This is a genomic window from Pseudomonas sp. S2_A10, assembly GCF_054668465.1.
Genome location: NZ_CP162773.1, coordinates 4,828,925 through 4,851,171 on the forward strand (window position 1 = coordinate 4,828,925; position 22,247 = coordinate 4,851,171).

Consider the following 22,247-nt stretch of genomic DNA (forward strand, 5'->3'; position numbering starts at 1 on the left):
TCAGCGGTTCAACTGTGCGACAGCCGCCGCTTGGCCGGGTTCACCTTTGGCGGCGACGTCGGGGTTTTCCATGACCTGCAGAATCGACGCTTCCGGGTCGAAATCATCTTCTTCCAGCTCGATGAATTCTTCCGGCAGGAAGATGTTCAGCACGATAGCGCACAACGCACCGACAGTGATTGGCGATTCGAAGATGTTGCGCAGCGCTTGCGGCAGTTCGCGCAGGATTTCCGGCACCGCCGCGATGCCCAGGCCCATGCCCAGCGAGATCGCCACGATCAGCATGTTGCGTCGATGCAGGCCGGCCTCGGCGAGGATCTTGATCCCGGCCACGGCGACGGTGCCGAACATCACCAGCTCAGCGCCGCCCAGCACCGGTTTCGGCATCAGTTGCAGCACCGCGCCGATCATCGGGAACAAACCGAGCAACACCAGCAGCCCGGCGATGAAAAACGCCACGTAGCGGCTGGCCACGCCGGTCAACTGGATCACGCCGTTGTTTTGCGCGAAGGTCACCATCGGCATGCTGTTGAACACTGCCGCCATGGCCGAGTTGAGACCATCGGCGAGCAGGCCGGATTTGATCCGGCGGATGTACAGCGGGCCTTTCACCGGTTGCCGGGAGATCATCGAGTTGGCGGTCAGGTCACCGGCCGCTTCCAGCGGCGACACGAGGAAAATCACCGCCACCGGCACGAACGCCACCCAATCGAAGTTGAAACCGTACTTGAACGGCACCGGCACGCTGACCAGCGGCACTTCGGGCATCGAAGCGAAATCCACCGTGCCCATCAGCCATGCCACCACGTAGCCGAGCGTCAGGCCGATGACGATCGCGCCCAGCCGCAGAAACGGCACGTCGACTCGGTTCAGCACAACGATGGTGCCGATCACCAGCGCCGCCAGAAACACATGGCTGGCCGCGCCAAGATCTGTTGCACCGAAGCCGCCAGCGATGTCGGTCATCGCCACTTTGATCAGCGACAGGCCCATCAGCGTGATGATCGTGCCGGTCACCACCGGCGTGATCAGCATGCGCAGTTTGCCGATGAACTGGCTGAGCACCACTTCAATGAACGCAGCGAAGAAGCACACGCCGAAGATCGTCGAGAGGATTTCGTCAGTGCCACCGCCGCGCGCCTTGACCATGAATCCGGCGCTGAGAATCACGCTGATAAAGGAAAAACTGGTGCCTTGCAGACACAGCAGACCCGACCCCACCGGGCCGAAGCGCTTGGCCTGGACAAAGGTGCCAAGGCCGGAGACGAACAGCGCCATGCTGATCAGGTAGGGGATTTCACTGTGCAGACCGAGGGCGCCGCCCATGATCAGGGTCGGGGTGATGATGCCGACGAAACTCGCCAGCACGTGCTGCAACGCGGCGAACACCGTGGCGGTCAGGTGCGGACGGTCGTTGAGGCCGTAGATCAGGTCGTTGTTGCGCGGGGTTTTGTCAGAGGCGGTCATGGTGATGTGCGCGCCGCAAGGCGGGGCCGGGTCAGAAAATGGGTGCGCAGAATGCCGGAAGAGGGCGGCGAGGGCAACGAGCAATAACTGCCTGAAAGGTCGGGTTTTACTGCCTATGTGGGAGCGAGCCTGCTCGCGAAAGCGGTGGCTCAGTCTGCATCTCGGTGACTGACGAGCCGCCTTCGCGAGCAGGCTCGCTCCCACAATGATCGTCCACGCCCGTTAATCAGCAATGGCCAATCGCCCGTGGCATACTCCCGCGCATGACTTTCGACTCTCCCCTCAGTGCCTGGCAATACGCGGTCGACCACAAGGGTTTCATCCAGGATGACGCCCAGGAACACGCAGTCTGGGCCTTGCAAAAATGCCATGAAGCCTTGCACGCCGGTGAGCCTTCGATCCGAGGCGTGTACCTGTGGGGGCCGGTCGGGCGCGGCAAGACCTGGCTGATGGATCAGTTCTATCAGACTCTGCGGGTGCCGGCGCGGCGTCAGCACTTTCATCACTTCATGGGCTGGGTACATCAGCGTTCGTTTCAACTCAGTGGCATCGCCGATCCGTTGCGCGCTTTGGCCAAAGAGCTGGCCGGCGAAGTGCGGGTGCTGTGTTTCGATGAACTGTTCGTCAATGACATCGGCGACGCGATCATTCTCGGCCGGCTGTTTCAGGTGATGTTCGAGGAAGGCGTAGTGGTGGTCTGCACGTCCAACCTGCCGCCTGATGACCTGTACGCGGACGGCTTCAATCGCGACCGTTTCACGCCGGCGATTGCGGCGATCAAGGCACACATGACAGTGGTGGCGGTGAATGGCGCCGAGGATCATCGCTTGCATCCCGGAGCGATTGAGCAGCGCTATTTTGTCAATGAAGCCGATTCACCGAGCGCACTGGGTGCCGTGTTCAAGTCGCTGGCTGCAGATGAGACTGTCAGCGATGAGCCAGTCGCCGTGGGCCATCGCACGCTCAACGTCGTGCAAGCCAGCGAATCGGTGCTGTGGTGCCGCTACAGCGGTCTGTGCGAACAACCTTTCGCCGCCATGGACTTCATTGCCCTGTGTGATCGCTACCGGGCTATTCTGTTGAGCGAAGTGCCGAACCTCAGCGCACAAAAACGCGAAGGGCGCATTGCGCGGGGCACCGAAGATGGCGCTGAACGCGTGGTCGCCGGTGACCGGGAATTGCCGCAGTTATCGGTGCATGACGACGGCGTTCGCCGCTTTATCGCGCTGGTCGACGAATGCTACGACCGCAAGGTGCCGCTGTACGTCGAGGCAAGCGTGCCGATGGACGCGCTATACACCGAGGGCTACCTGGAATTCCCGTTCCGCCGCACCCTCAGCCGTTTGCAGGAGATGCAATTGCAGCGCTTCGCTGAAGCCTGAAAGAAGAGGGCGCCGACATGAGTCAACCGCTGTCCCATCATTTGCTGACCATGGCCTATCAGAATGCCTGGGCCAATCACCGCCTGGCAAAGGCCTGGAGCCAGCTCGACACCACTGAACTGGCGGCGCCACGGGTGAGCTTCTTCCCCAGCATCCGCCTCACGCTCAATCACATCCTCACCTGCGACTGGTTCTACGTCGACGCGCTGGAGCGGGAATTGCGCGGTGACGAGCCACACCCTGATTGCTATGTTTTCTTCAATGCAGACGAGCCGTTTACCGAGGCTGCGGCGCTGCGTGCAGAACAGGCCCGCGTTGATCGCCGCCTGATCGCTTATTGCGAGCAACTGCGCGATGCCGACCTGTCGAGAATCGTCACCATCGCCCGTGACATGCCGCAACATGACAGCCGCCTGCGCATGCTCTCGCACCTGTTCGAGCACCAGCTCCATCATCGTGGCCAGGTGCACGCCATGCTCAGCGGCACGACGGTCAAGCCACCCCAACTGGATGAATTTTTCTGTGTCGGCGAAAGCGCATTGCGTGCCGAAGACTTCGCCGAACTGGGCTGGACCGAAGAGCTGATCTGGGGCCACTGACCACGAAAGATCGCAGCGTCGTTGCACTCGTCAACTCCTACACATATCGGACCGTAGGAGCTGACGAGTGCAACGAGGCTGCGATCTTTTGATCTTCAGCTTTTCAAGTTGCCCTCTCCGGCGCACCCAAGCTAAGGTCCCCCCCAGGCCTTTCAGCTAGCACCTTGCGCGCCGGGGCTTTTTGCTTATCGGGGATGGAAATGGATTCCGCAGAAATACTCGTACTTCAGGCCAGCTACAGCAACCCGGTGCACGCCGAAGCCATCGGCATCGTGCTCAACCACTACGCCGAAGATCCCATGGGCGGCGGTCATCCGATCGCGCCCGAACTGCTGCAACGCCTGCCCGAAGAGCTCGCCCGCCGCCCGCATGCCTTCAGCGTGCTGGCCTTCGTCGGCGGCGAACCGGCCGGGCTGGTCAACTGCTTTGAAGGCTTCTCTACTTTCGCCTGTAAACCGCTGGTCAACGTTCACGACGTCGCCGTGGTCGGCAAATTTCGCGGCCTGGGGCTCAGTCAGAAAATGCTGCAGAGGGTAGAAGAGATCGCCCGTCAGCGCGGCTGCTGCAAGATCACCCTGGAAGTGCTGGAAGGCAATGCGGTGGCGCAGGGTTCATATCGCAAATTCGGCTTTGCACCGGGGATGTTCAATCCAGATCACGGGCGGATGCTGTTCTGGATAAAGGATTTACAGGCCTGAAGGCTCCTCACCGCCAATCACCAACATAAAAAAAGGCGCCCCGATCAGGGCGCCTGAACTGTCATCTTCCGGGCCAGAGCGGAGCCACGGAAGGTCCATCGGTTGCTCGGTAAAGCTCAGTCGCGATAGGACTCGGTCACCTGCGCCGTCTGGTCAGCAGGGACGCGAATTTCTTTCGCACTGGCGTCGGCCTTCTGCTCGCTTTGCGCGTGCTGGACCGGGAAATTGTCGTAGTAATAACGCATGCGTTCGGCACCGCCTTCAGCGAAGGCGCTGGTGGAGCCGAGGGCGAGCAGGGTGGTGAGAATGAAGGTAGTGGTTTTCATGGTGCCTCCTACTGAACAAGTGGGAGTCGGTTCGTCCGTGAAGCAGACCGCGAAAGAAGTCTGCGTCGCGGCCATTAACAATGGGTTAACGCTGGTTCAGCGCAAATATTGCGGCGTATTACAGAAACACTGCGGCCGATGGGCACAAAAAAGGGCCTTCTCGGCCCTTTGTCGTTTTACTTCTGCGCGACTTCCGCCGGAGCAGGGTGTTTGGGCTTCATCAAACTGAAGTCAATCAACGCGCGCCTCGGCGCCTGGTACGGGTCGCCAATCAACAGCTTGCGCGGTACAAAGCTGTCGCTGACCAGGCTTTTGCTGCGATCCAGTTCATCGGAACTCAACCCGGCCAGATCCGCCCAGGTGTGAATGAGTTGCGAGCTGCTGTACGGGCGGCTGAGGTCGCCGGCGAAGTTCCAGTCGTGATTTTCCTTCCACTTCGGCGAGGCCCAGGCCATAAACGGGATGGTGTACATCGGCGCGGTCGGTTTGTTTTCGTTGCGCCCCAGCGTGCCGTGACCGGCGGAGTCGAAGACATCTTCACCGTGGTCGGAGAGGTACAGCAGGAAGCCATTCGGGTCGGTCTTGGCGTAGTCCTTGATCAGGCTTGAGACCACGAAGTCGTTGTACAGCACGGCGTTGTCATAGCTGTTGTAGGTCGGTACCTGATCGTCACGCACGCCAGCCGGAACGCCCTGGCGATCCTTGAACTTGTCGAACGTCGGCGGATATCGGTACTGGTAGCTCATGTGCGTGCCGAGCAGATGCACGACGATCAGCTTGCGCGGCGCCGCATCGGCCAGCGCCTTGTTGAACGGCTCGATGACGTCGCCATCGTACTGCGCCGAGTTCTGGTTGCGGTTGTTGTTCAGGTACACCTGCTCGTCGGCCTGTTCGGAGAAGGTCGTGAGCATGGTGTTGCGCTTGGTCATGGTCTGCTGGTTGGTGATCCAGAACGTCTTGTAACCGGCCTGTTTCATCACGCTGACCAGCGATGGCGTCGACAGGTACAGGTCGGGGTTCTGCTCGTCGGCGAAGGTCAGCACTTGCTGCAGCGCTTCGATGGTGTACGGGCGCGGGGTGATGACGTTGTCGAAGATCGCCAGTTGATCCTTGAGTTTGTCCAGTTCCGGCGTGGTGTTGCGCGGATAACCGTAGAGGCTCATGCGCTGGCGGTTGGTCGATTCACCGATGACCAGCACCAGCGTCGCCGGCTGACCGGCCGAGGCGTCCTTGAGGTTTTTCAGCGGCGCGATCTTGCTGGTGCTGTCGAGCATGCCTTGCATGTCCTCGAGCGTTTCCAGATAGCGGTGATACGCCACAGCCATCTGCCACGGCACGGCAGGCTCGATGCGGGTTTCGAATTTCTCGAAGCCTTCGGCGAAATTGCCCATGCGCATGGTTTGTTTGATCAGCGGGTAGCCGGCGACGGCGATCACGATTGCGGTGGCTGCAACCAGTGCGCGACCACGGGGCATGTACACCGGGCGCAGGCGCGTCCACAGAAAGTAGGCGAACGCGGTATGGGCGAGGAACGCCGGGATCATCCACCAGGCGAAATACTGCGTCATGTACTCGCCGGCTTCCGACATGTTCGACTCGAACATGATGAAGATGACGCTCTGCGAGAATTCCTGCTGATAAATGAAGAAGTAACCCAGGCTGGCCATCGAGCAAGCCCACAGCACCACACCGATGATTGCCGCAAGCAGACGCGTCTGTTTGGGGAACAGCAGCATCGGCGCCAGCCACAGCGCGCTCATCACGAATGCCTGACGAAATCCCGTGAAACCAGACGTGCCGGTCAGCTGGATCAGCAGTTGAGTGATGCCCGAGAAGTACCAGAAGAAGACGAACAACCAGATGAATCCGGCCCAGTCGAAACCGGTCGCAGTCGTTTTGCTGCGTTTGAACAATGCCATTCAGCGCTCCAGCTCAATCATCAGACCCACGCCGGAAACGCTTCCATGACACCGACGAACAGAGGCCGTACACGCAGGCACGGCCAGAATGGGGCGAAGTATCCCCAAGGGCTTGTGAAAGATTTGTTAAGCGCCGCTGTTGGTGTGTATCAAGCGGTCAGAGGTGCAACGTGTCGGGAACGACGAGGGCCGTTCCCGAAGCAGGCGGGGATCAGGCGTGGGGTGCGCGCTGCACAACCGGACGCGGTTGCGGCTGCGAGCCCTGGGTCAATGCGCGCAATTGCGCCAATTCGTGCTTCAACTGGTCGCGCTCGTCTTTCAACTGGCGCAATTCATCGCGACGGATCGTAACGTAGAGGGTTTGTGGCGGCATTGCTGTATGTACTGTGCCCATTGCTCACCTCGCAAATGGCGTGCATCAACTGTAAGTCACTCCTCGTTTTGAGGCGCTTGACTTACTATCGGCGCCAATTTTGATTTCTTTTGCCCTGGAAGGGAACTTTTTTATTTTTCATGGTCGGTGTGTCTTCGGCAGGATTCGGGGCGTTATCACTCTGGATCGGGCACAATGCCCGGAAACTTCATCGCAACGCTCTGGACTAACCTCCATCAGTCGCGTTGGGCTATAACCAATGACACACATTTATTTGTAGTAAGGAGCATCAGCACATGCAACTCGGGATTATTGGACTGGGCCGCATGGGCGGCAATATTGCGCGACGTCTGATGCTCAACGGGCACACCACCGTTGTTTACGACCGCAATACCGCTTTCATCGATAACCTGGTCGCCGAGGGCTCCACCGGCGTCGCCGACTTGCCAGCACTGGTTGCCGGCCTCGACAAGCCGCGTGCTGTCTGGGTCATGCTGCCGGCTGGCGCGCCGACCGAAGACACCATCAACACCCTGAGCGAACTGCTCGAACCCGGCGATACCATCATCGACGGCGGCAACACCAACTATAAGGACGACATTCGCCGGGCCAAAACGCTGAACGACAAGGGCCTGCACTATATCGACGTCGGCACCTCCGGCGGCGTCTGGGGCCTGGAACGCGGTTATTGCATGATGATCGGTGGCGATGCCGAAACCGTGCAGCGTCTCGATCCGCTGTTCGCCGCACTGGCGCCGGGCATGGGCGACATTCCGCGCACCAAGGACCGCAAGTCAGATGACCACCGCGCCGAGCATGGCTATATCCACGCCGGTCCCGCCGGCGCCGGGCACTTCGTGAAGATGATTCACAACGGCATCGAGTACGGCATGATGGCCGCGTTCGCCGAGGGCTTCGATATTCTCAAGACCAAATCCAGTGAACGTTTGCCGGAAGATCAGCGATTTGATCTGAACGTGGCCGATATCGCTGAAGTCTGGCGTCGTGGCAGCGTGGTGTCGTCGTGGTTGCTGGACCTGACTGCCGATGCGCTGGCCAGCGATCCGAAGCTCGACGGCTTCTCCGGCTCCGTGGCTGACAGCGGCGAAGGCCAATGGACCATCGAAGCGGCCATGGAGCAAGCGGTGCCGGTACCGGTGCTGTCCAACTCGCTGTTCTCCCGTTACCGCTCGCGCGGGCAGGGCACCTTTGGTGACAAGATCCTGTCGGCACAACGCTTCGGCTTCGGCGGCCACGTGGAGACCGCGAAAAAATGACCCGTACGATCCGCAGAAAATCCAAGGCAGAACCCGCACCACCGACCACGCTGTTCCTGTTCGGTGCCCACGGCGACCTGGTCAAGCGCCTGCTCATGCCGGCGCTGTACAACCTCAGTCGCGACGGTCTGCTCGACGAAAACCTGCGGATCGTCGGCGTTGATCACAACGCCATTACCGATGAAGCCTTTGCGCAGAAGCTCGAAGACTTCATCCGTACCGAAGTGGCGGCGAAGGTCGGCAAGGGCGATCAGATGCTTGATCCGGTCTTGTGGGCCAAGCTCGCCAAAGGCATCAGCTACGTCCAGGGCGATTTCCTGGACGACAGCACCTATTCAGCCCTGGCGGCGAAAATCGCCGACAGCGGCACCGGCAATGCGGTGTTCTACCTGGCCACCGCGCCACGTTTTTTCAGTGAAGTGGTGCGCCGCCTCGGCAGCGCCGGTTTGCTGGAAGAAACCCCCGAAGCGTTCAGAAGAGTGGTGATCGAGAAGCCGTTCGGCTCCGATCTGCACACCGCCGAAGCCTTGAACGCGTGCCTGCTCAAGGTCATGAGCGAGAAGCAGATCTACCGCATCGACCATTACCTGGGCAAGGAAACCGTGCAGAACATTCTGGTCAGCCGGTTCTCCAACAGCCTGTTCGAAGCGTTCTGGAACAATCATTACATCGACCACGTGCAGATCACCGCGGCGGAAACCGTCGGTGTGGAAACCCGTGGCAGCTTTTACGAACACACCGGCGCATTGCGTGACATGGTGCCCAATCACCTGTTCCAGCTGTTGGCCATGGTGGCCATGGAACCGCCGGCTGCTTTCGGCGCTGACGCGGTGCGTGGAGAGAAGGCCAAAGTGGTCGGGGCGATTCGTCCCTGGTCGACAGAGGAGGCCCGGGCCAACTCGGTGCGCGGCCAGTACAGCGCCGGCGAGCGCGATGGCCAGCCATTGAAGGGTTATCGCGAAGAAGCCAACGTGTCGCCCGACAGCACCACGGAAACCTACGTAGCGCTCAAGGTGATGATCGATAACTGGCGCTGGGTCGGCGTGCCGTTCTATCTGCGCACCGGCAAGCGCATGAGCGTGCGCGACACCGAGATCGTCATCTGCTTCAAACCGGCGCCTTATGCGCAGTTCCGCGACACCGAAGTCGACGAGTTGCAGCCAACTTACCTGCGTATCCAGATCCAGCCAAACGAAGGCATGTGGTTCGACCTGCTGGCCAAGCGCCCGGGGCCGGCGCTGAACATGGCCAATATCGAACTGGGTTTTGCGTATAAGGATTTCTTCGAGATGCAGCCTTCCACCGGCTACGAAACCTTGATCTACGACTGCCTGACCGGCGACCAGACGCTGTTCCAGCGTGCCGACAACATCGAGAACGGTTGGCGAGCCGTGCAGCCTTTCCTTGATGCCTGGCAGCAGGACGCCAGCGTCGAGACCTACGCGGCCGGCGAAGATGGCCCGCAAGCAGCGGAAGATCTCCTGACTCGCGATGGTCGCGTCTGGCACGGCCTGGGATGAGTGATTTGCCGAAACAACCCATACGTTTTCTGCTCAGCGACATGGACGGCACGCTGTTGCTGCCGGATCACACGCTGAACCAACGCACCATCGAAGCCGTGCGCTCGCTGCGCGAGGCCGGCGTGCTGTTCAGCCTCGCCAGCGGCCGTCCGCCGAAAGCCATGTTGCAGCAGATCGAGGCGCTAGGCGTTGATCTGCCGACAGCGGCGTTCAATGGCGGCACCATCGTCAAACCGGACGGCACTTTGTTGGCCGCGCATTATTTGCCGGCGACCACAGCGCTGATCGCACTGGCACTGTTTGCCGATCAACCGGAGGTGGAAATCTGGGTGTTCAGCGGCGGCGACTGGCTGCTCAAGGACCCGCACGGGCCGATGGTGCCGCGTGAACAGAGTGGCCTCGGCTATCCGCCGGTGGTGGTCGAGAGTTTTGAACCGTATCTGGAGCGCATCGACAAGATCGTCGCTACCAGCAGCAACACTGAGTTGCTGATTGAGCTGGAGGCGCAGCTCCTGCCCAAGGTCAACGGTATGGCGCAAGTGTCGCGCTCGCAGCCGGTGTATCTCGACGTTACGGCGCTTGAGGCCAACAAAGGCACGGCATTGACGACCATCGCCGAATACCTCGGCGTGCCGCTGGAGCAAACCGCTGTCATCGGCGACGGCGGCAACGACCCGGCGATGTTCAAATGCGCTGGCTTGTCGATTGCCATGGGCCAGGCGGAAGAGGCGGTGAAGCACCAGGCTGATGTCGTTACAGCGCCAAACACTGAAGACGGCGTGGTCCTGGTGATCGAGAAATACATCCTCCCGCACTGACCCAACACCAAAACCAATGTGGGAGCGAGCCTGCTCGCGAAGGCGGTGTGTCATTCAACAGATTCGTTGCCTGACACGACCTCTTCGCGAGCAGGCTCGCTCCCACAGGTTTTCGCGGCGGGTGCAAACCCCGGTAACCCAAAGGTTTATTCAGTGTTGCTTAGAGCCAATAGCTCACCGCATACCAGCCCAGCAGTCCCATCACCACGGTATACGGCACCGCCATCCACACCATGCGCCCGTACGACAACCGCACCAGCGGTGCAATCGCCGAGGTCAGCAGGAACAGAAACGCTGCCTGACCATTCGGTGTCGCCACACTCGGCAGGTTGGTGCCGGTGTTGATCGCAATCGCCAGCGTTTCGAAGTGCTCGCGAGTCATGTGCCCGGCCAGAAAAGCCTGTTTCACCTCAGTGATGTAAATGGTCGCAACGAATACGTTGTCGCTGATCGCCGAGAGCAAGCCGTTGGCGATGAACAACATGCCCGGCTGTTGATCCATCGGCAGCGCCAACACCCACTCGATCAGTGGGACGAACAGATGCTGATCGTGAATGACCGCCACCACGGCAAAAAACACCACCAGCAGCGCGGTAAACGGCATGGCGTCCTTGAACGCGCTGCCCAGGCGATGCTCGTCGGTGATCCCGGTAAACGCGGTGATCAATACGATCACCATCAATCCGATCAGGCCGACTTCAGCCAGGTGAAACGCCAGGCAACCAATCAGAATCAGTGCCGCCGCACCTTGCACCAGCAGCGCCGCCGTCTGACGAGGCGTGCGTTTGGCGTTGTCCTCGGCAGCGTAGTTGGCCAACACGGCGCGGACGTTGTCCGGCAGCAGCGTGCCGTATCCGAACCAGCGCAGCTTCTCCAGCAGCACGCAAGTAACCAGACCCGCCACCAGTACCGGCAGCGACACCGGGGCTACCTTGGTGAAGAACTCACCGAAATGCCAGCCCATCTCATGACCGATCAACAGGTTCTGCGGCTCACCGACCAAGGTGCAAACCCCACCGAGCGCTGTTCCCACTGCGCCATGCATCAACAGGCTGCGCAGGAATGCGCGGAATTGATTCAAGTCGTCATGGTGTCGCGACGGTAAATGCTGATCGTCAGCGAATTCGCTGTCCTTGCGTGGATCATTGCCCGACGCGACGCGGTGATACACCGAGTAGAAGCCGACAGCCGCACTGATGATCACCGCCGTCACGGTCAGCGCATCAAGAAATGCCGAAAGAAATGCCGACAAGAAGCAGAACATCAGCGCCAGAATTGCTTTCGAGCGCACGCCCAACAGCAGGCGCGAGAAGAGAAACAGCAGCAGATCTTTCATGAAGTAGATGCCAGCGACCATGAACATCAGCAGCAGGATCACCGGAAAGTTGTGTAGCAACTCATCGTAAAGCGCTTGCGGCGTGGTCATCTTCAACAGCAACGCTTCAATCAACAGCAGGCCGCCGGGCATCAACGGATAACACTTGAGGGCCATGGCCAGGGTGAAGATGAATTCGATCACCAGCAACCAGCCTGCGGCGACCGGGCCGATGGTGAACAGCACCACGGCGTTGAGAATGAGAAAACCGACGATGGTCGCCTTGTACCAGCGTGGCGATTGCCCGAGGAAGTTGTGCGCGAACGCCTGGGCGATTGAACCGGACATCGGCTGCTCCTTTTATTTAGAAGCGCGAAAGTTGCCGGATGTTTCAGGGAAGATCAAGTCGCCGATAACCTCGATCCTCATGTCGGCTGTTGAATGCTCTATGGATTCAGATAACGCGCAACCATTGCCCGGTAGTTGCCATCCAGCGAATAGCCACCTACCACAATCGCCCCGTCAGTATGTACGGTCAGTGAATTGGCGGTATCGAGACTTCGCCCCAGTCGCGTGCGCAACCAGCCATGGCCCTCACCGAACGCTGGATCAAGGCTGCCATCGAGTTGATAGCGCGCCACCATGAAGTCAGCTTCGACTCCGCCGATGGTCGCGCCCACGGCGACGATGCGGCCGTCGCTCATTTGCTGGGCGGCGTTCCATTGGCATCCGCTGGGGCCGATGTCCAACACCTGTGGCTGGCCATGATGACAGTGCAGGTCCGGTCGACCGTTGGCGTGCAGGACAAACGTCAAACAGCGGATTGGATCGCGGCTGCTGCCGAAGCAATAAAGCCTGTCGTCGGACTCAATAATCTGGCTGACCTGAGCGCTGTTGCCGTGAGCCTTGAAGGCCATGAAGCCATCGACGGCGAAGCGCTCGTCCAGGCTGCCATCGGGCCGATACACCGCCAGCAGGCCTTGCTGAGGAAAGTCGATGGAACCTGCGACGACGATGCGCCCATCCTCCTTCAACAACAGCGTGCTCAGCCAGGTATTGAGCAGCAGGTGGCGGACCACTACAAATCCGCGTCCGTTGAATGATTCGTCGAGAAATCCATCGGGTTGCAGGCGGATCAATATGCCGGCGTGGTCGGCAAGGCTGAAATGATGGTTGGCGATCAGCAGAATACGGCCGTCTTCCTGCACCACAAAGTCACAGGCTTCGACGCCCGGCACGCCCGGCGGCAACCAGTTGTCGCGGGTGCCCATGGACAGCTCGCCGGGCAGCCGCACCACCTGGAAACCGTCATCGCCGAAGAATCGGTCTGGCTGGCCGTTGGCATCGAACAGGGCGAGGGCGGGCAGGGTGCGTTGGGTGTCTTCATAATGCAGGCCGGCCAGCAGAATCTTGCCGTCGGCTAACACCTGAACCTTGCCGGCCTTGGCTTCGAAACCCTCGACGAAACTGCCGATCACGCTGCCCTGAAAGCCGAACGACAAATCCGCCGACCCATCGGCCAGCAGCCGCGCCAGGCCGAACCGACTTCCCTTGGCCGTACCGACCTTGGCGGCCACCAGAATCCGGCCCTGTGCATCAAGCTCGACATGTTGGGTCTGGCTGGACAAACTGCCGGCAAAGTACACCTGCGCAACACCGCCAATGGCGAATGTCGGGTCGAGCGAACCGGGGGCGGTCCATGCAGTAGGCAGCGCGTAAGGGCTCAGGGTGGACATGCACGCGTCTCCTTGTGCCTGAGCCGATACCCGGTAGTTGGGAGGCTGACTGCACGAGCGAAACATTCAATCCCTGAACCGCGAGAAGTACAACTGGACGAATAAACAGACGACGGTCGCACTGTGCCAGAACAGTGTCTTGTTGAACCAGTCGCAAGCGAGCCAAGTACTTTGGATGAAACTGCGCTGCAAGTACGTTGCTTATTTGACTACGCATACAACAAGGGCGGATGACTTTAACGTCATCCGCCCTTGTTCGGTTATCAATGTGGCATCGACCACGATTGCAACTTGTGGCCGTCTTCGCTCAGCTCGGCGCGGGCCTGCTGCAGCAGTTGTTCGAGTTGCGCCGGGTCAGAGTAGGCGCTGCTCGGGATCTGTTTGCGACCGATGTGGGAGTTGGTGCGGTCGACGACGGTCAGGCTCAGTTCGCCATTGCCGTCTTGTGGCGCCCAGGCCACGCATTGAAAAGGCTTGAACGCGTGGTTGGCAATCAAAAGAGCTTCGTTGATACGCAGCGGGGCAGTCATGGGGTCTTCTCTCTATTGGCGCCCAATCAAATGATGTGCCGTCGGTTGGGCTTACCGTGCGGCTGGTTACTTGTACTGATGCACGCAACCGGGGGGCGGGTCACAAGTGAAACAAAGAAATTTCAGATTCTTTACATAACGTAAGTTCGTTTCGTTAAACCTGCACATGTCCGAACACCGCGCTGAATTCACCCCTCACTCCAGCCCTCTCCCCGAGGAGAGGGAGCCGAGTTGTGGGCTTTTCAAACTGGAGTTCGGCTCGGTCTTTCAGATCGGCTGACCTCGCGTATACCTCACCCTAGCCCTCTCCCTCGGGAGAGGGCTAGGGTGAGGGGCCGCTCTTGGATTCACCGCAAATAGTCGATAGCTAACTAACAACCAACTTTCTTATAACTCTTTTAATACCCAGCCTATAAGCAATCGGTACAAGCCTCCGTCAAAATCTTGCTAGTGTTACAACCGGGTCTGCCAAATGACTGTTTTTACGATCATTTATCAAATTTGGCGCCAAGGAACAGTCATGAGCGAAGCGCCTGCATCGAGACGTTTACTGGTGGTCGATCCCTGCGACGACTGTTATCGCCTGTTGCCCGGATTGCGCGCTGTGGGTTGGGATGTCGACAGTTGTAATCTGGAAAACGCCGCATCCCGGGCCTGCGATGTCGGCCTGCTGCGTTTGCAGCCCTACCACCTGGAACGACCCGAAGCCGTCAAAGAGCTGATCAGCCGCAGCGGCACCGAGTGGATCGCCGTGCTCAATCAGGAAGTCCTGCGCTTGCAGAACGTCGGTGACTTCGTCTGTGAATGGTTTTTCGATTTCCACACCTTGCCCTTCGACGTTTCCCGCGTACAGGTCACCCTCGGCCGCGCCTTCGGCATGGCACGCCTGCGCGGGCAGGGTACGATTCATGTCGATCAGCCGGAGCACGAACTGCTCGGCGACAGCAAACCGATCCGCGAACTGCGCAAACTCCTTAGCAAACTGGCCCCGACCGAATCGCCCGTGCTGATTCGCGGCGAAAGCGGCACCGGCAAGGAACTCGTCGCGCGCACCTTGCACCGCCAATCCCAGCGCCACAACAAACCGTTTGTAGCTATCAACTGCGGGGCGATTCCCGAGCATTTGATTCAGTCCGAATTGTTTGGCCACGAAAAAGGCGCGTTCACCGGCGCACACCAGCGCAAGGTCGGACGCATCGAAGCGGCCAATGGCGGCACGTTGTTCCTCGACGAAATCGGCGACCTGCCGCTGGAATTGCAGGCCAACCTCCTGCGCTTTCTGCAGGAAAAGCATATTGAACGGGTAGGGGGCAGTCAGCCGATACCGGTGGATGTGCGCGTGCTGGCCGCAACCCACGTTGACCTGGAAGCAGCAATCGAGAAGAAGCGCTTTCGTGAAGACCTTTATTACAGGCTCAACGTCCTGCAAGTGGTCACAGCGCCGTTGCGTGAACGTCATGGCGATCTGTCGATGCTGGCCAACCACTTTTCGCACTTCTACAGCCATGAGACCGGGCGTCGGCCAAGAAGCTTCAGCGAAGACGCGCTGATTGCCATGGGCAAGCACGACTGGCCGGGCAATGTGCGCGAGCTGGCTAACCGGGTCAGGCGTGGGTTGGTGTTGGCGGAGGGCCGCCAGATCGAGGCGCGGGATTTAGGGTTGATCAGTCAGCATTCCATCGCCACACCGATGGGCACGCTGGAAGACTACAAGACCCGGGCGGAACGGCAGGCGTTGTGTGATGTGTTGAATCGGCACAGTGATAATTTGAGTGTGGCCGCGAAAGTTTTAGGGGTTTCGCGGCCTACGTTTTATCGGTTGTTGCATAAGCATCAGATTAGATAGTTGCAATCTATGAAGTTGAGCCCGAACAAATTTTGCAGCCTTCAGGAGGTTTACCTACAGAAAAATGACTATGCCTACCTTAAATAGTTGCGCTCAGAAGTCCCGATCATATTGATTTTAATCTTAAATTTTTCACATGAATAGGACTCCCATATTCTGACGCATTAAAAAACAGTAACAGGCTTCCTGGGGTCGAAGACTTCGCTACGTTAAATCGAACTACTCTTGATTGCCATAACTCAGATGCAGCGGTCAGTTCGCCGAAAACTAGCGTACCATTCTGATATAAGCTTAAAAGGACAGGGTTTGAGTTTCGGTAGTCGCAACTAAACTCAAGAACAGTGTCGGTATTTATCTCCTGATAGTTCTTAACAATAGTCACGCCGTTGTGGGTTGGATTCGAAGCATGGGGGATCGACTCAATATAATATTCGCAGTCAGAAAGCGATATCTTCGCTAAATCGTAGTACGAGGTTCTTGTCCAATGATTCCAGTCATAACCTTCAAACGTAGTCAAATCATCCAACCCAGCCTTGACCCCATAATTCCTCACCCGACATGCAACCGCCTCACCCTCAACCGCCCCAGAATGCAATCCCACCTCCAATATAACAGCCAACGTCGAATCCGCCTTACACCCGCGCAACCACTCCACCTCAGCCAAATAATCAAGCCCCCCTCCCTGATCATGCGCCGCCCCGACAAACTGCTCCTTGACGCGCTCTCCACCACTCGTGAACGTCTCCACATACCTTAACCAGATCGGTAATCCCGCCTGCTGAAATGGCCAAGCCTCACACAAAACCTTCGTGTCATCGTTGAGCATTCCAACTTCCAGCACCTCACCATCAAAACCCTCAAGTTTCGGCATCGGCATGCTCGATTGCAGCAACTCGCCAATCAACAACGTCACGCTCTGCACAGGCGTCGGCTGGCCATTGACGATCAAGTTGTATTTCAATTCCACACTGCGCTGCAGATTTGCCCCGGTGATAGAAGAATCGATATCGAATTGCACTTTCGACTGTCCCGCCACCGGCTTGTGCTGGGGAGGCACTGAGCCGGCGCCGGGTCTGCCGGCGATTTCCAGTTGCACTTCGTGATTGGCGCCAAACGTCGAAGTGTCAAACACCACGGTAAATCCGCTTTGATGCAGATTCGGGTTCAGCCTGTAATCGGGCGCCTGCACAACCGTTGGCGGTTTCAACTGACTGGCTTCGCCGGTGACCGCGATCACAATGTCATTGGAGGGGCGCGCAGGTGCGCCGGCGCGCAGCAACTGAAAGCCGACCTTGGCCGAACCGTTGATGATCGCTGTGATCTTGTCGTTCGGGATCGGGAAATCGTGATGGCCGGGCACGCTGTCAACGGTTTTTTCCAGCGGGCCGACGATCACGGGCTGTCCTCCAGACGTCGTGCCGGACCAGGTCAGGACGACCTTGTCACCAGCCTGGTAGTCGGGGCCTGTGAAGTAAACCCGGGCAGCGGCGTCGCTCGTGCCCAGTACCTTCAGGTCGATGGTGGTGACGTTCTGGCCGTTGACCCAGATCGTCGGCGCCGGCAAGCGATTGTTCAGATCCACCGAGACGTAAGTGATTTTCGCCCACCGCGCCTTCGGATCCGGCAGATTACCCACCCGGTCGACGACCTGATAGCTCACTTCGATATTGTTGCCGTTGCCCTGCGCCCTGATGACGTCCTCGGTGAAGGTAGCGAAGATCGGATGGTTGACCGGATCGTCGATCTGCTCTCTGGTGACCGGGTAGTACGTCACCACCTGATCACCCCAACGGCACCGAATGGTGTCGAAGATGGCGATGTTCTCATAGGGTACGATGTTCATGCGGATTCCCCGCCGGGCCAAATCCTCATTCACGCCATTGGACGGATCCGGACTAAGCGTATAGATCAGGCCGGAGTTGCCTTCTTCGCTGTCGCTATCGGTGCCACCTGGTTGTGTGAGTTGGACCCACACACGCCGTACCGGCTCGGAGCTGACCGGGTCCTGACCCAAGCGCTGTACGGTGTAAACGATCAGTGCTTCGCCATTGGTGACTTGACCCTTGGGGACTTTGAATTCGAGCCGCTTATTCAAGTTGCTTTCATCGACCGGAATTGTCCCAACTTCGACGCCATCAAAATACATTTTACAGTTGTCATACATCGCCATCCCTACCCACGGATCTACGATGATCAGCAAATCATTTTCGACGGTCTCGAGCGAAATGCCACCGTCGTAGCCCCCATCCTTCAAAACGGCCTGTTTCAAAACAAAGGGTGGATTCAGAGCGAGAATGCGGTTTTCATCCGGCGTCTGGTTCATGTCGATGCTCCGTTACGGCCTGTTGCAAGGTGCGAGGCGCTGGAGTCATGTAAGCGGATTCAGCGGTAGGGCGCACCTGTCAGATCTGACAGGTGCGGACGTATTTCCGATAAGTGGTCGCGAGTTGCACCAGCAGCGAAAAGCCGACAGATCAAAGGATCGCAGCCTTCGGCAGCGCCTACACGAACTGTAGGCGCTGCCGAAGGCTGCGATCTTTTGCTTTTAGAAGTAATACGGGAATTTCAGGCTGAACGAGAAGTCCGGCGCATCATCGGTCATGCCGATCGACAAGTTCGGCACGATCGTCAGGTTGTCGGTGGCCGCAATGGTCATGCCGACGTTGAAGTAACCGGCGTTGGCATCACTGGACACCACCGATTCCCAATCGCCGCCGTCCTGTTTCAGCTTGCTTTTGCGTTGCACCAGGTCGGAGACCGAGAACGACATACTCATCTTCTCGTTGAGCGCGAAGGCGATACCGGCGCCGATCTGGAAGCTGTCGCCAATCTTAACCTTGCCCGGGTTTTTCTGATTGACCGTAGAGCTGATGTCGTCGAACGACTCCTCGAGGTTGTGGGTGTAGGAGAGGCTGCCGAACAGCACCGCCGGGTCAAACGTCTTGACCAGCGAGATACCCGGCGTAATCGACCAGACGCCGTTGCCGGTGGGCAGGGTGTCGGGGACGAACAGGTTGGAGTTGGCGTCGGTCTGGCGCAGTTTGATGCCGAACGGGTCTTTGCCGGTCGGCGCCTTGACGCGCAAGGTGACCACGGCGTCCGGCGTGTTGACCGATTCGTCGAGGAACTTGTAGGCGATACCGAAGTTGACGTCGCCAATGGTTGGATCCTTGGTGACGGTTTCTTCTGTTGTTACGCCAGCCGCGCCCTCGTTGCCGCCGCCGGATTGATACGTCGACTCGCGATAGATCACCGGCACGTTCAGGTCGAACTGCCAGCGGTTATCGAAGTTGTAGCGGCCGGTGAGGTCCAGGGTCCAGGTGTCGGCCTTGATCCGGTCGAGGTTGATGTTGCCGAGGAAAATCGAATCCAGCGCAAGGAAACCGTTGAGGATCAACTGGCGGGTGTCGTAGCGCGAATAGGTCAGGCCGGTTTCCACGCTGAACTTGCCGCCGCCGAAGAAACCGCTGGCTTCGTCATACAGGTTGGAAACGCTCTGCGCCGGTTGTGAATCATCGGCCAGCGATTGGCCATAGGAAGCGCCACTGCCCCCGGCGGCGCCTCCCGATGCAGCGGCCGCACCGGTGCCTGTGGCGGCTCCGGCGGCGACGCGATTGCCTTTCATGTCGGACGGCGATTTCGCCAGTCGTTTTGGCGGTGGGGCCGCGGGTGTTTCTTCTACCTGGCGGACCCGTTGTTCAAGTACCGCCAGCGCTTGTTGTTGTTGTTCGTATCGTTGTCTCAGTTCCAGAAGTTCCCGTTTCAGGGCTTCTACATCGGCGTCGGGTGCTGCTTGCAGCATTGCCGCCGGGAGAAGGGTACTCAAACACACTGCGGCACGCAGTGATACTGATCGATACATGAATAAGCCGTCCCTTTAAGCCCAATGATCGAGACTCAGCGTAGTTCAATATCCGATATTGCGTAGGGCCCCGAGTTGGGTCAGGTTGCAATCCAGTGCACCGGCGCTTCTGCCGTTATTGTTCAGTACGACGTTGAGTTGCGTAAGGTTGTTGACCACGTTGGCGCTGCCCAGCAATCGGGTGTTCTGCAGCAGCCCGCCCTGGGCGACTTGTTGCAGTGCCGTGCCTTGATTGCCGCTGGCCTGAATGGCCATTTGCACGCCACCGCCATTGGCTGAAACCGCGACACTGCCGGCGCCGTTGCTGCCAGTAATGGTTTGTCCGGCGATAAGGGCCTGGCCTTGCGATGGCACCAGTGCCGGCGCCTGACTGGCTTCGCTGACGTTGATCGCGACGTTGTTGTTGGCGGTGTTGCCATCGCCGGCGGCGCGTACGCTTTGCGTCACACCCTGGCTGCTGTTGAGGCCGGCGCCACCGATTACGCTGCCGGTGCCTGCGGTGAGGGCGCCGCCGTTGCCCGACTCCTTGATGGTCGAGACGTAGAATTCCGGTTTGACGGTTGCGGCCTGGATCTGCATCGAGGTCGCGGCCCCGATCAAGTCGCCGCTGGCGTTGCGCCAGGTGCTGCTCATGACAATGCCGAAGCTGATGATCCGCCCCGGCATGACGTAACGACCGCGCAGCTCGGCGAGCTCCTGGTCCTTGATTTCGATGGGTTTGAATCCGGCATGGGCTAAACCTGACGCACTCGCTGCCAGGCAGGCGGCGGCCAGCCAGTATGAGCTTTTCATCTGCTGCTCCCGGGACATCCAGTCCCATTCTCTAACTCGGCGATTAAAAGAAGTCGCTCTGAATGAACCCGAAATCCATCAATTCCGCATCTTTGACCGGGTTGAAACTGTCCAGCGAGTTCTTCGCCGTCAGCGGCACCGGAGGGCTGCGCAAGGCGTTGGCCTTGTCGTAACCGGGGCCGACGATGGCAAAGACAATGCCGTTCCAACCTTTGACAAAGTCGTCGTGCTTGTAGCGCTTGTGGCCGAGAACCGGGTCACCGATGTAGACCCAATCCTTGTCCGAACGCTGCAGGACGACGAAATGCTTGTAACCACGAATGTCCATCAGAACCACCACCGGAATGGTCACCGCTTCGAGTTTCTCGGGCGGGATCCGGTAACCACGGGCACGCATGCCGATGCTTTCTACGTAGCGCTTCATGTCGAGCATGGAGAAACCCTGGGTTCGCACCAGGTCCTGGTCAGCGTTGACCAGCATGCCTTTGATGATGTGCTCCTCATCGACGTCGAGCCAATAGGCCTGGCGCAGGACCGTCGCCAGTGCAGCAGCGCCGCAGCTGAAGTCGGTTTTCTGTTCGACGATGTCGGCAAACTTGCGCTCACGAATGCTTTGCACATCCTTGTAGACCAGCACGCCACCCGGCAGGGCAGCGACGGGCATCTGGGCCGCCTGAGTCAGGCCGCACAGACAAAGCAGAGCGAGGAGGGCAGGAGTCCGCATGATCGAATACGCCTTGTGGAACCGAGGAAAAGCCCCGTTGCCGGGGCTTTCGTTTCGATCGCGATTACATGCAGGCTTTGCAACCTGCGGCGATGGACAGCGAGTTGCTTTGTTGGTTGCCCACACCCGCCGAGACGTTGGCTCCGCCGTTGCCGGAGAAGTTGTTCATCGAGTTGGTCATGTTGGCGTTGTTGACGACAGGGGTTTTCCAGCCATCTTTGGTCAACACTTGTTGGGTGGTGACGCCAGCGAGGCCAAAAGTACCCACGGCTTCGAACTTGGCTTTCTGATCATCGTTGCCACCATGGCCGCCGCCACGGTTACCCCAACCACCATGGTCGTTGTCGTCTTCGATGGTCGCAGTGCCTTTGGCTTTGAACACGCCAGCGGCTGCATAAGTACCGGTAAGGGTGTCGGTTTTGTAAGCCTGCACGCCTTTGTTTTCCACGACCAGGCCAGTCGAGGACTGGTTGGCAGAGGCGGCAGCCTGCGCTACACGACCACCGGAAACGGCGATGGCGAGGTTGTTTTTCTGTTGGTTGAAGTTGCCGGCGGTCACGTTGATGCCGATGTTGCCGGAACCGTTGTTACCAGTATTGGTGAGGTTGGCGTTGTTGAAGGTGGAAGAGTTTTTCACATAGTTGTTGTTGTTCACCTGAGTCGCGCTCGAGGCGGCAACAGCATTGCCGAAGATGAAGCTTTCGTCAGCGGTGGCCAGTGCAGCAGCGTTGTCCTGCTGGTTGCCGTCGCCGCCCGCCACGTTGGCACCCATGTTGCCGTTGGAGCCGTTGAGCGAGTCGCTGGCATTGGCGTTGTTCAGGGTGCCCTGGTTTTTCACCACGTTGCCGTCGCTGTTTTGTGCGTCGAGTACAGCGGCGCCGGCGCCTGCGGTGATCTGCAGCAGTTGTTCAAGATTCGGACCTTGTGGCTGGCCGTGACCATTGCCGTGCCCGTTACCATGACCGTCGTTGTCACCACGGCCGCCAGCCTGTGCTGCCATTGCCATCACTGCTGCGAGTGCGAAAACCAGTGGTTTGAGAGCCATTGTAGGTTTCATGGTTGT

19 protein-coding genes are annotated in these 22,247 nt (G+C 58.9%); 7 read left to right on the forward strand and 12 right to left on the reverse strand.

Annotation, left to right across the window (positions count from 1 at the left end; all coding sequences use genetic code 11):
* A complete protein-coding gene (locus AB4N41_RS21720) occupies positions 1 to 1,467 on the reverse strand; it encodes a nucleobase:cation symporter-2 family protein (protein ID WP_252878142.1) in 1,467 nt (488 codons plus the stop codon).
* Between the two features lie 263 nt (positions 1,468 to 1,730).
* On the opposite strand from AB4N41_RS21720, the gene zapE reads away from it, so the two are divergent.
* The 3 genes from zapE to AB4N41_RS21735 all read left to right on the forward strand — a co-directional run bounded on the left by zapE (position 1,731) and on the right by AB4N41_RS21735 (position 4,146).
* The gene (gene zapE, locus AB4N41_RS21725; protein WP_252878143.1) at positions 1,731 to 2,849 is read left to right on the forward strand and encodes a cell division protein ZapE; all 1,119 of its coding nucleotides are present in this window, start codon (positions 1,731 to 1,733) and stop codon (positions 2,847 to 2,849) included.
* A gap of 17 nt (positions 2,850 to 2,866) precedes the next feature.
* Complete coding sequence (locus AB4N41_RS21730; protein WP_252878144.1) at positions 2,867 to 3,448, forward strand: DinB family protein; 582 nt, start codon at positions 2,867 to 2,869, stop codon at positions 3,446 to 3,448.
* A 200-nt stretch (positions 3,449 to 3,648) separates the two neighbouring features.
* Positions 3,649 to 4,146 (forward strand): GNAT family N-acetyltransferase, encoded by a 498-nt coding sequence (locus AB4N41_RS21735; protein WP_160769110.1) that lies wholly within the window; start codon positions 3,649 to 3,651, stop codon positions 4,144 to 4,146.
* Positions 4,147 to 4,262: 116 nt separating this feature from the next.
* Here the strand turns inward: AB4N41_RS21735 and AB4N41_RS21740 are convergent, their stop codons facing one another.
* The 3 genes from AB4N41_RS21740 to AB4N41_RS21750 form a co-directional block, all read right to left on the reverse strand.
* Positions 4,263 to 4,472 carry a hypothetical protein gene (locus AB4N41_RS21740; RefSeq protein WP_041479703.1) on the reverse strand — a complete coding sequence of 70 codons (210 nt, stop codon included), beginning with the start codon at positions 4,470 to 4,472 and terminating at the stop codon, positions 4,263 to 4,265.
* A 176-nt stretch (positions 4,473 to 4,648) separates the two neighbouring features.
* Positions 4,649 to 6,391: a phosphoethanolamine transferase CptA gene (locus tag AB4N41_RS21745; protein ID WP_252878145.1), complete on the reverse strand. Its 1,743-nt coding sequence runs from the start codon at positions 6,389 to 6,391 to the stop codon at positions 4,649 to 4,651.
* A gap of 211 nt (positions 6,392 to 6,602) precedes the next feature.
* On the reverse strand, positions 6,603 to 6,785 hold the full coding sequence (locus tag AB4N41_RS21750) for a DUF6026 family protein (RefSeq protein WP_016774671.1): 183 nt from the start codon (positions 6,783 to 6,785) through the stop codon (positions 6,603 to 6,605).
* A 275-nt stretch (positions 6,786 to 7,060) separates the two neighbouring features.
* Here AB4N41_RS21750 and gnd point away from each other — a divergent pair, with 275 nt between their 5' ends.
* Genes gnd through AB4N41_RS21765 form a run of 3 tightly spaced genes read left to right on the forward strand, consistent with a single transcriptional unit; the run spans position 7,061 to position 10,379 of the window.
* Positions 7,061 to 8,041: a phosphogluconate dehydrogenase (NAD(+)-dependent, decarboxylating) gene (gene gnd / locus AB4N41_RS21755; RefSeq protein ID WP_095179978.1), complete on the forward strand. Its 981-nt coding sequence runs from the start codon at positions 7,061 to 7,063 to the stop codon at positions 8,039 to 8,041.
* The gene (zwf, locus tag AB4N41_RS21760) at positions 8,038 to 9,561 is read left to right on the forward strand and encodes a glucose-6-phosphate dehydrogenase (RefSeq protein WP_095179979.1); all 1,524 of its coding nucleotides are present in this window, start codon (positions 8,038 to 8,040) and stop codon (positions 9,559 to 9,561) included. Before gnd ends, zwf begins: the two co-directional genes overlap by 4 nt.
* Positions 9,558 to 10,379 (forward strand): HAD family hydrolase, encoded by an 822-nt coding sequence (locus AB4N41_RS21765; protein WP_460138014.1) that lies wholly within the window; start codon positions 9,558 to 9,560, stop codon positions 10,377 to 10,379. The genes zwf and AB4N41_RS21765 overlap by 4 nt, the downstream gene beginning before the upstream one ends.
* 160 nt (positions 10,380 to 10,539) lie before the next feature.
* Here AB4N41_RS21765 and nhaB read toward each other — a convergent pair whose 3' ends face one another.
* The 3 genes from nhaB to AB4N41_RS21780 all read right to left on the reverse strand — a co-directional run bounded on the left by nhaB (position 10,540) and on the right by AB4N41_RS21780 (position 13,960).
* Complete coding sequence (gene nhaB, locus AB4N41_RS21770; RefSeq protein WP_252878147.1) at positions 10,540 to 12,042, reverse strand: sodium/proton antiporter NhaB; 1,503 nt, start codon at positions 12,040 to 12,042, stop codon at positions 10,540 to 10,542.
* Positions 12,043 to 12,140: 98 nt separating this feature from the next.
* Positions 12,141 to 13,430 carry an NHL repeat-containing protein gene (locus AB4N41_RS21775; protein ID WP_236168851.1) on the reverse strand — a complete coding sequence of 430 codons (1,290 nt, stop codon included), beginning with the start codon at positions 13,428 to 13,430 and terminating at the stop codon, positions 12,141 to 12,143.
* A gap of 263 nt (positions 13,431 to 13,693) precedes the next feature.
* Positions 13,694 to 13,960, reverse strand: a complete 267-nt coding sequence (locus AB4N41_RS21780; protein ID WP_016774677.1) for a hypothetical protein — start codon at positions 13,958 to 13,960, stop codon at positions 13,694 to 13,696.
* Positions 13,961 to 14,480: 520 nt separating this feature from the next.
* On the opposite strand from AB4N41_RS21780, the gene AB4N41_RS21785 reads away from it, so the two are divergent.
* Positions 14,481 to 15,806 (forward strand): sigma-54 dependent transcriptional regulator, encoded by a 1,326-nt coding sequence (locus tag AB4N41_RS21785; protein ID WP_041479695.1) that lies wholly within the window; start codon positions 14,481 to 14,483, stop codon positions 15,804 to 15,806.
* 106 nt (positions 15,807 to 15,912) lie between these two features.
* Here AB4N41_RS21785 and AB4N41_RS21790 read toward each other — a convergent pair whose 3' ends face one another.
* The 5 genes from AB4N41_RS21790 to AB4N41_RS21810 all read right to left on the reverse strand — a co-directional run bounded on the left by AB4N41_RS21790 (position 15,913) and on the right by AB4N41_RS21810 (position 22,241).
* Positions 15,913 to 18,129: a hypothetical protein gene (locus AB4N41_RS21790; RefSeq protein WP_252876271.1), complete on the reverse strand. Its 2,217-nt coding sequence runs from the start codon at positions 18,127 to 18,129 to the stop codon at positions 15,913 to 15,915.
* A gap of 222 nt (positions 18,130 to 18,351) precedes the next feature.
* Entirely contained in the window at positions 18,352 to 19,668 is a 1,317-nt protein-coding gene (locus AB4N41_RS21795; RefSeq protein WP_041479694.1) for a hypothetical protein, read from the reverse strand.
* A 45-nt stretch (positions 19,669 to 19,713) separates the two neighbouring features.
* Positions 19,714 to 20,460 carry a hypothetical protein gene (locus AB4N41_RS21800; RefSeq protein WP_252876272.1) on the reverse strand — a complete coding sequence of 249 codons (747 nt, stop codon included), beginning with the start codon at positions 20,458 to 20,460 and terminating at the stop codon, positions 19,714 to 19,716.
* Positions 20,461 to 20,503: 43 nt separating this feature from the next.
* Positions 20,504 to 21,184: a C39 family peptidase gene (locus AB4N41_RS21805; protein WP_024012915.1), complete on the reverse strand. Its 681-nt coding sequence runs from the start codon at positions 21,182 to 21,184 to the stop codon at positions 20,504 to 20,506.
* Positions 21,185 to 21,248: 64 nt separating this feature from the next.
* Positions 21,249 to 22,241 (reverse strand): heme utilization protein, encoded by a 993-nt coding sequence (locus tag AB4N41_RS21810; RefSeq protein WP_252869514.1) that lies wholly within the window; start codon positions 22,239 to 22,241, stop codon positions 21,249 to 21,251.
* Positions 22,242 to 22,247: the final 6 nt, after the last annotated feature.